1 protein-coding gene is annotated in these 4,812 nt (G+C 38.0%); it reads left to right on the top strand.

Going from position 1 to position 4,812, the window contains the following annotated elements; translation table 11 throughout:
* The first annotated feature begins 721 nt into the window (after nt 1–721).
* The gene (locus tag H5185_RS21255; RefSeq protein ID WP_182743118.1) at nt 722–4,546 is read left to right on the top strand and encodes a hypothetical protein; all 3,825 of its coding nucleotides are present in this window, start codon (nt 722–724) and stop codon (nt 4,544–4,546) included.
* Nucleotides 4,547–4,812 lie beyond the last annotated feature (266 nt).

The raw sequence follows: 4,812 nt of genomic DNA, 5'->3' as shown, positions 1-4,812 counted from the left end.
AGTTCTTCTAATTTTCTTGCAACGGGAGACCAGCTGGAAGTGGGCTCACTTTCGTGCCAGACACAAGGTCTGTATCTGCATCATTACAATGCAGCATTGGCTTTCTCCAGCCTCCTTTACCTGCATTACTATCGGCAGCCTTCGCAGACCACTTTCCCAAAGGGAGCAATACAGGCTTACCCTGTTCCGTATGTCGCGCAATGTCAGGTTAGATGCCCACTATAGTGCGGAGAGTTATTTGATCACGAAAGAATACTGTCCAATTTCTTTCCAACTCTCGTTGCCTTTTGGCCACAGCGTATAAACCACTTCCGCTGCTTCACGTATAACGCACCTTACATGGATTCACTTACGTTCATCATACTGACACCCTAGCACTTACCCGATTGTGGTTATCAGGAGGAACGTCCTCTCACGATTCAGTTCCCATTCGGCATAAAGCCGAATATTGTTACATTGTCAGACTCGCTGCTTTATTCAGAGTCTTAGGGTCATCTGGTGATACAGATGGTTCACTCGTTAAGCGGTGAACAGCGCTTCATACGACTTCAGGTCGCACGGACATTTCCGTGTTACCAAGCTTTGAAAACTCTGAGCTTTCGAATAACTTTTTCTATTCCAAACCACCAGAGTTACCATACCAATTACGCATTCCACTACAACCACTCTATCTGTATGATATTGCCTAATAAATATTGGCTTTTATCTAGGTGTGTTATTTATGTCTATAGCCTTAACTGGTCCAGTTAAATATGACTTTCAAGACCTTGTGTGTATCCACTACATCCTAAAATTTTACGATAAGGATGGTACGACATTTTTAGTTGAACCTGACGGAGGAGAAGATGCTGAGTTATCTTTCCTCGATGATACAGGTCAATTACTCCAATTTGAAATTCAGGTAAAAGGCTCTGAAGAACCTGTAACTTATGACAAAGTGGCTGAATGCCTTGGGCATTTTCCAGCTTACGGTACTAGTGATTTTTTACTTGAACGCCTTCTTTCAAATAAAAATGCTCGCGCTGTATTAGTGATGTCTGGTAGAGCGAACGATTTATTGCAAAAGTATCTTCCTAAAGGCGAATGGGATGGAAACATACATAAAGCAAAATTGTTCAATCAAAAAGATGCTCAACTAATTTTAAATGCTGTTAAAGCTTATGTGCACTCATTACCTGAGACTCCTATAAATATTACTCGTAGAATTCATATTGATCAGTTCATTGAATCCGTAAGCCCCCAAGATGTAAAAGAATCTCTTACCCGATTGATTATTCTAGATAACACAAGCAATAATTATCTTACTGATAGCTGCCGTAGAATATTGAGGAAAAACTTTTATATTCCAGATGATATGTTTCCCCATACCATCGATGGGCTAGCAACCATTATAAAGAATGGTAAAACATCTCAAAAAGACACAATTGCTCCTTTCTTACAATATATCAATGAGAGTCCTGTACTATCTAATCGTCCAAAAAATTATATTATTAGAAATCATGAAGTTGCTTGGATTGAGCAGCTAAAAAGAGATGGGAGCCTACTGCTATCAGGAAGGCCTAGGGTTGGAAAAAGTAACACCGCTAAATGGATCGCTTCAGAATTTCAAGGTGAAGGTTATTCCGTATTATTGACTCAGTACGTTGACGAGGCAGAACGTTTTCTACTTGACTCAGTGCATACTCCTAGACTAGTTGTTCTTGATGATCCATTAGGCGGAATACATCCTGTGAATAAGCCAAATGAAAGTCTTGGACTATTGAAGAGACTCATCACTAACTTACGCCCAAATAGGAAATTAATTGTTGCTCAAGGACAAGAACGATTATTAGAGATTACTGAGACCGAAATACTTGCGGACGCTAGTATTGTAGGGAGAGATTGGATAGACCTTTCTGATGTAACAGTTGATCTCCTTCTTAATCATTGGGATTCTTTGAGAAGTGAGTTTTCTATTTCAAATAATATTTTCAACATGGTGCACAACTCGTTAAAAAAAGAAAAGATAAATATTGAACTAGGATGTTTAACTTATTTGGCTGCTGAGCATGGAAAGATTAAAGACAGTTCAAATATCGATCAAGTTTTGCGCTTTGCTCGAAAAAATGCTGTTGATTTGGGCAAGGCCCTTAGTGAAGAAGGGTGTAAAAATATATTAATGGGTCTAGCAATAACTAGCAGTAATCTAGAGCCTGTCAATGAAAAGGATCTTGCTTATTCGTTAACAAATAGTGAGCCAAACTTTCATGGTTACTCGCATATATCTTCAACTTACTCCTCTTTTGGTAAAACAAAGGATAGTGAAACTCACGTTTTCCCCAAATACCAGCATAACCCGGAACTTTCACAAGATGATTCAGATAGTCTTGATTTATTAGAGCTACGTTGCATGGTTGAATTTAATGATTATGACCAAGCTACTTTTTCTCATCCGTTCTATCGCTCTGCTGCTGAGTCACTATTCAATATTAGTACTCGAAGGGCATTCCCTAGGATAGAGCAGATTTTAAAAAACGGCATTTTTTGTCTATCTCCATCAACAGCTAGGGCAAGCGCCAGAAACCTCAACTGGATTTACGAACGGGTAAAAAAAGACACCGATAAAGTTAAAATATTTGAACTTGCCAAACGTGGCCTAGACTCTAGTTATCCATCGGTGCGAGATATCTGTTTTGAGTTCTTGATTGATAATATGTTTAGCTTTCCAAATGAATGTGAGAATGAGCAAAGTAAATGGATTTATAAAGTTAATGGAAAAAATCTAGATATTTTGGAGTGGCTAGATGGACAGCCATGGTATCCAATGGGTGAAAGCGTTAGCCTAGAATCCCCTTGGTTGAGTACTTGCAACAAAGATAAAGTTTTAAAAATACTGTCTGACATTCATAATGATGCTGCAATAGTTATTACTCCCAAAGATGCATATGATGTACTAACTTACTTAGAAGACAAACCCGAAAAGTTAACTCATAGCGCTATATCTCGAATATTAAGTATTAACGAAGGTTTGATTCGTGCACTTGCTGTAAAAATCTGGCTTAAAATAAACCGAGAAAATGATTGTCAAATACTTGCCCGTATTTTTAGAGATAGACATCCCGCAGTAGCTGAATCAATATTCAAATCTACAATGCGATCTTGGAACCAATTTAACTTTGAGCGACAGAAGTACTTATGTACTGAGTTAGTAAAATTAGCAGACCAACCTGTGTTAGCAAATGCGATTATCGATGATCTTGTAGTGTTCGAACGTCCCCATAAGATGGGAGAAAATCCTCCATGGGAAGTGTTTGCTCAACTTTTACCAATCGCATTATCATCCCTTCCACCTAAAGTTAAGTTAAATTTTGGACGTCTAGATTGTGTAGTAAATGAAGCTATCAGAATATTAGACTTAGAGTATACCATTCCTATTATTGATAGCTGGATAACGCTACTTGAAAAGCTTTCGGTCAAATCGCTCCCAGACGATTATGCTCTTGCAGTTACAGATACACTGATAAAGATAACTAAATCGAACGATGAAGCTAGAGGAGGACTCATCAGCCGATTATTATCCTTAAATGGGACCGGATGTATTGTACGCGTTATTTCTGATCTAATGTATGATTGGGCTGTTTTAACAAATGAAGAAAAAGAACTTGTTATCGAAAGTCTATGCACGGACAGCGAAGACAAGTATTGGCGACAAGCGGCCGTTTTAACTTCACATAGAGCCCCTTATGAGCTTTTAAAATTAATCATTCCTAATTGGCGTTGTCAAACTTCAGACATGTTGCAAGCTGAGGATATTTTAGATTTACCTCATAAACTTCTATCATCAGCGGTCCAAATGTACATTGGAGAGCCGCAACCATTGTGGTGGATTGGAACCCACCACAGAGAAAAGGACGTTTGGCCGAAGGTCATCGAGTTGATTGCACAAGAGCCTTCACACCCACTTTTTAAACAGGCTTTTAATCAACTACTGTGTAATGGGGCTTCTATACAACTTTGCTCAATTATTACTAAGTGGGGAGCGACTTACTCAGATGTATTATTTGAATTAATGTTTCAATATAAGCTTGATACAAGTGGAGATTTTAAACCCGAAGTATGGGAAACTCTATTCCAAACCGCTCCAAATAAAGCATGCTCAACATGGATAGAGCAAATGGCATCACATTCATTGACTATTTTGAATTCATTAGATGAAGCTAAAGGATGGGTGCCGAAAAACTTCTTAAATGAGTTTTATTCTTACTTTATAAATGACGGATTGATAATGAAAACTCTCCTTCAATTTTCTCGGATAAAAGATGAAGCATCGGAATGCTTTACTAAAGACAATCTACATTTAATTACGACTATTATAACGGAATTATTCGTCAAAAATCCGCCATTACACTATGACACATGTGACTTTGCAAAAAGAATATTTGATAAGCTGGGATGTTCATCTCAGGAGGCTCAGTTTATTCAGAAAAGGCGTGATGAGTTAATGAAAGAGTTAAAAGCATACAGCATTGACAGTAAACCAGAAAAAATAACAGATTGGATTTTTTAAGTGATATTTCAATTTAAAACACTCCCCAGCACATAATCATTAGATAAAGTATGGAAAAATAAGTGCTACGAATTGTTTAGGGCTATAGCCCTAAATTATTTTGGGGCATAAATGGGTTAACCACCTAGCCAATTTGGGGGCAAAATCCTGTAATACATCACCATCCTCGCTAGGAACTTATGCGAGGTTAATTATGACTTTCCAAGATAAGGATACAAAAATTCACTAACTTCTCTTGAAGCGACACCGATATCCACTATTATGCC

The sequence above is a fragment of the Shewanella sp. SG44-6 genome (assembly GCF_014164185.1).
In the GTDB taxonomy this organism is placed as follows: Bacteria; Pseudomonadota; Gammaproteobacteria; order Enterobacterales; family Shewanellaceae; genus Shewanella; species Shewanella vesiculosa.
The sequence above is the reverse complement of the archived record's forward strand: the minus strand, read 5'-3'. Positions and strand labels throughout refer to the sequence as shown.

What these genes read in the sequence shown, in the direction of transcription:
- H5185_RS21255 (WP_182743118.1), top strand. Translation starts at nt 722, where the DNA reads ATGTCTATAGCCTTAACTGGTCCAGTTAAATATGACTTTCAAGACCTT.